2 protein-coding genes and 1 pseudogene are annotated in these 5,227 nt (G+C 68.3%); all 3 read left to right on the top strand.

The genetic code is table 11. The features are described 5' to 3' along the window. Positions 1–359: pseudogene (locus QMX80_RS18175) on the top strand (hypothetical protein); the annotation flags it as partial. Between the two features lie 143 nt (positions 360–502). After that, positions 503–3,139 (top strand): methyl-accepting chemotaxis protein, encoded by a 2,637-nt coding sequence (locus QMX80_RS18170; RefSeq protein ID WP_282278585.1) that lies wholly within the window; start codon positions 503–505, stop codon positions 3,137–3,139. A 278-nt stretch (positions 3,140–3,417) separates the two neighbouring features. Beyond that, positions 3,418–5,227 (top strand): cache domain-containing protein (locus QMX80_RS18165; RefSeq protein WP_282278583.1); only part of this gene is annotated, 1,810 nt, incomplete at its 3' end.

Below are 5,227 nucleotides of genomic sequence, written 5' to 3'. Positions count from 1 at the left end.
AGCGGGTGACCGACATCATGGCCGAGATCTCGGCTGCCTCGCAGGAACAGAGCGCCGGCATCGAACAGGTCAACCAGACCGTGGTGCAGATGGACGAAGCCACCCAGCAGAACGCCGCGCTGGTGGAAGAAGCCACCGCCGCCGCGCGTTCGATGGAGGAACAGGCCACCCAGCTGGCCGAGGCGGTATCGGTATTCCGCACGGGAGCCGGCGATGCCGGTGCCCACAGCCGGGCGGCCGGCCGCTCCCTTCCCCGCCCTGTCGCCGTTGCCCGCACTCCGGCTCCGAAGCTGGCGCCGGCCCCGCGCCCGATCGAACCGACGATGGTCGCCGATGCCGGCGACTGGCAGGAGTTCTGAACGCGATCGCGTGAAAAACCGCCACCGGTCCCGGTCGGGACCGGTGGCCTGACAGGAACTTCCCGACAGACGGTAGGGCAAGCCCTCAAGAACTGCCGCAACGGACCGATGAAGCTGGGGATTCCGTCCTCATCGGTCCATCCATGTCCGCTTCGTCACACCGTTCCTCGTCCGGCGAACGCAAGAGCAGCGTCGCCACCCGCCTGATGCTGGGCATCGCCCTGATCGCCCTGGCCGCCTTCGGCCTCACCGCCGCCATCAGCTACTGGAAAAGCAGCCGCGCCCTGCTGGTCTCCTCGCAGGCCACGCTGGAAAACCTGGCGCGCCTCGAGGCCCAGAACCTGGCCGCCGAGATGAGCCAGACCTACGATACGGTGCAGACCCTGGCCGAGAGCCTGGTCACCCAGCGCGGGCAGATCAGCCGCGCCACCGTCTCGCAGACTTTCAGGCAGCAGCTGGAACTGCACCCCGAACGCGCCGGCATGTGCGTCCTGTGGGAACCGGATGCATTCGACGGCAAGGACGCGCAGTTCATCGATGCCCCCGAGCACGACGCCAGTGGACGTGCCATGAGCTACTGGGCGCGGGTCGGCGGCGAACTGGTGACCGAGCCGTTGCGCGACTATGAAGATCCCAAGCTCGGCGCCTGGTACGTCACCCCCAGGACACTGAAGAAGCCGGTCATCATCGAGCCGTATCCCTACGAGGTCGGGGGCAAGACCCTGATGCTGACCACCATCGCCATTCCGATCATGGACGGCGACAAGGTACTGGGTGTGGTCACCTCCGACTTCGAGCTTTCGGCCCTGCAGGAGCGCATCGCCCAGCTGCGCCCGATGGGCGAAGGCCGCGCCGAGCTGCTGTCGCCCATGGGCATGGTCGTGGCCTCGCCGGATGCGGCCAATGTCGGCAAGACGCGCGAGGACGACACCACCAGGGCGATCCTGGCCGCCGTCGCCGAGGACAAGCTCTATACCGACTTCAGGGCCGACGCCGGCGGCATGGTCGAAGTCTATGCGCCGCTGCGCATTGGCAAGAGCGACCGCCGTTTCGCGCTGGGGGTGATGGTGCCGCGCGACCTGCTCACCGCGCAGGCACGCTCACTGCTCGGGCTGGTGGCGCTGGTCGGCCTGCTCGCCGCCGCCTCGCTCTGCGCCGGCCTGTGGCTGCTGCTGCGCGCGATGGTGCTGCGTCCGCTGGCCGACGCCGTGCGCGTTTCCGGCGATGTCGCCCAGGGCCGGCTGGACACCGCCATCCCCGAGCGCCGGAACGACGAGCTGGGCCAGTTGCTGCGCGCGCAGTCGCACATGCGCGAACAGATCAAGGCGGTCATCCACGCCCAGAGCGAGATGGCGCTTCGCCATGACGAGGGCAGCATCAGCCACCGCATCGACTCTTCCCGCTTCCCCGGCGATTACGGGGTGATGGTGGCCGGCACCAACCAGTTGGTCTCCAGCCATCTGGATGTGACGCAGCGGATCGTCGAAGTGATGCAGCGCTATGCGCGCGGCGACCTGTCGGTGGACATGGACCGCCTGCCCGGCGAGAAGGCCGCCATCACCCAGGCGATGGACGAAACCAAGGCCAGCCTGTCGGCGATCAATGCCGAGATCAAGCGCCTGGCCGGTGCCGCGGCGGCGGGCGATTTCAGCCTGCGCGGCGACGAGGACCGCTTCGAGCACGACTTCGGCGACATGGTGGCGGGGCTCAATCGCCTGATGGAAACCACCGACGGCAACCTGTCCGAAGTCTCCACCCTGCTGCAGGCCATTGCCCGCGGCGATCTCACCGCGCGCATGCACGGCGATTTCCACGGCGTGTTCGCCAGGATGCGCGACGACGCCAACGCCACCGTGGCGCAGCTGACCTCCATCGTCGGCCGCATCCAGCAGGCGGCCGGCAGCATCAACCTGGCCGCCTCGGAAATCGCCACCGGCAACAACGACCTGTCGCGCCGCACCGAACAGCAGGCCGCCAACCTGGAAGAAACCGCCGCCTCGATGGAGGAACTGACCTCCACCGTGCGCCAGAACGCCGAACACGCCCGCCAGGCCAACCAGCTGGCGCAGGGCGCGGCCGGCGTCGCCTCGCAGGGCGGACAGGTGGTCAGCCAGGTGGTCACCACCATGGCCGACATCGAGGCCTCGTCGAAGAAGATCGCCGACATCATCAGCGTCATCGACGGCATCGCCTTCCAGACCAACATCCTGGCCCTGAACGCCGCGGTGGAAGCCGCGCGCGCCGGCGAGCAGGGCCGCGGCTTCGCCGTGGTCGCCAGCGAGGTGCGCACCCTCGCCCAGCGCTCGGCCGGCGCCGCCAAGGAGATCAAGGGCCTGATCGAGACCTCGGTCGACAAGGTGTCCGAAGGTTCGCAACTGGTCCACCAGGCCGGCACCACCATGGGCGAGATCGTCAGCTCGGTGCAGCGCGTGACCGACATCATGGCCGAGATCTCGGCTGCCTCGCAGGAACAGAGCGCCGGCATCGAGCAGGTCAACCAGACCGTGATGCAGATGGACGAGACCACCCAGCAGAACGCTGCGCTGGTGGAGGAAGCCACCGCCGCGGCGCGTTCGATGGAGGAGCAGGCCAGCCACCTGGCGGCGGCGGTCGCGCTGTTCCGCATCGACGACGCGGCAGCTGCGGCCTCCCCTACCCGGGCTCCGGCCACCTCGCAGCCGGCAGTCCGGTCTCCCGCCGCTCCGCGGCGCCCGGCGCCTGTGGCCCCGCGCAAGGTCGATGCGGCGCTGGCCGACGGCGGCGACTGGCAGGAGTTCTGATCCGGTACCGGCAGATCCTGGCAGGCAGGATCCGTCGGTGGATGTTCCGGCGGCACGGACCGGAGGTGTCGCCGGAGACCCGCCATTCCGAAACGCCTGTTCCGTGATGCCGGTCCAGCTCCAATCCGGCGTCACGTCACGCAATGGCATGCCGCAGCCGCGGATGCTGAAGCCGCGCGAAGCAGCGCCGATAACGCGGGAAGGCAACTGGCCGTTTCGTGGTCCGAGGACGCAGGGCCACCCCTTCCATGCATGGTGACGGAAAAGGAACCAACCGTATGAACACCCACTCAGCCCTGCGCTTCTTCAGCGACCTGCCGCTGCGCCGGAAATTCGTGTTGATGCTCGCCATCCTGGCGGCCGGCATCGTCGCCTTGTGCCTGGTCGCCGCCCGGCGCAACCACGCCGAACTGCTCCAGAACGAACGCGACGCCCTGCATACCCGCGTGGAAGCGGCGTTGGCGCTGGCCAACCGCTACGCCGACCGCGCCGCCGCCGGCGAGCTGAGCGATGAGGACGCGCGCCGGCAGGCGCTGGCGGCCATCGAATCGCTGCGCAGCGCCAACGGCAGCGACTACCTGTGGGTGAACGACGGACATCCCACCATGCTGATGCATCCCTACCAGACCGCGTTGAACGGCAAGGACCTCAGCGACACCACCAGCGCCGACGGCAAGAAGATCTTCGTCGAGATGGCCAGGCTCGGGCAGCAGGAGGGTGGCGGCTTCCTCGACTACACCTGGCCCAAGCCCGGCGTCGACGGGGCGGTGCAGAAAATTTCCTACGTCGGCCTGCACAAGCGCTGGGGCTGGATCATAGGCAGCGGCGAATACACCGACGACATCGCCGCGCGCGCCTGGAGCTTCAGCAAGGTGCTGGTACTGGCCGGCGTGCTGGTACTGCTGTCGGCGCTGCTGCCGTGCTGGCTGATCGCCCGCTCCATCCTGCGCCCGCTCTCCGGGGCGCTGGACGCGATCCAGGCGGTCTCGCACGGCGACCTGGACGTGCGCGTGGAGCACCATTCGCGCGACGAGATCGGACAGATGTATGCCGCCATCGGCGAGATGGTCGGCCAGCTCCGCACCCGCGCCGGAGAGGACCGCACGCGCGCCGCCGAGGACCTGCGCATCCGCACCGCGCTGGACGATGTCACCACCAGCGTGATGATCGCCGACGCCGACCTCAACATCATCTACGCCAACCGCCCGTTGATGGAGATGCTGGGCAAGGCCGAGCAGGACATGCGCCGCGATCTGCCGAACTTCGACATGCAGACGCTGATCGGCAGCAACATCGACATCTTCCACAAGCATCCGCCGCATCAGCGCAAACTGCTGGGCGACCTGCGCGGCACCCACCGCGCGCAGCTCAGCGTCGGCGGCCACGTGATGCGCCAGATCATCAACCCGGTCGCCGACGCCGACGGCAAGCGCATCGGCTATGTGGTCGAGTGGGACGACCGCACCCTCGAGGTGCAGGTGGAGAAGGAAGTCAGCGACATCATCGTCGCCGCCTCGCGCGGCGATCTGTCCGGCCGCATCCGGCTGGAAGACAAGAGCGGTTTCCTGTTGCAGGTCTCCGAGCAGCTCAACGGCCTGCTGGCGGCCATCGGCACCAGCGTCGAGCAGGTTTCCGGCGTGCTGCGCGCGCTCTCGCAGGGCGACCTCACCGTGCAGATGGAGGGCGACTACCGCGGTACATTCGCCGACATGCGCGACGACGCCAACGCCACCGTCATCCAGCTCACCGGCATCATCGACCGCATCCAGACCGCGGCATCCAGCATCCACCGCGCGGCGGCGGAAATCGCCACCGGCAACAACGACCTGTCGCGCCGCACCGAGCAGCAGGCGGCCAACCTGGAGGAGACCGCCGCCTCGATGGAGGAACTGACCTCCACCGTGCGCCAGAACGCCGAGCACGCCCGCCAGGCCAACCAGCTGGCGCAAGGTGCGGCCGGTGTCGCCTCGCAGGGCGGACAGGTGGTCAGCCAGGTGGTCACCACCATGTCGGCCATCGAGGCCTCGTCGAAGAAGATCGCCGACATCATCAGCGTCATCGACGGCATCGCCTTCCAGACCAACATCC

This window comes from Stenotrophomonas sp. PS02297, from assembly GCF_029959705.1.
Lineage (GTDB): Bacteria > Pseudomonadota > Gammaproteobacteria > Xanthomonadales > Xanthomonadaceae > Stenotrophomonas > Stenotrophomonas nitritireducens.
The sequence above is the reverse complement of the archived record's forward strand: the minus strand, read 5'-3'. Positions and strand labels throughout refer to the sequence as shown.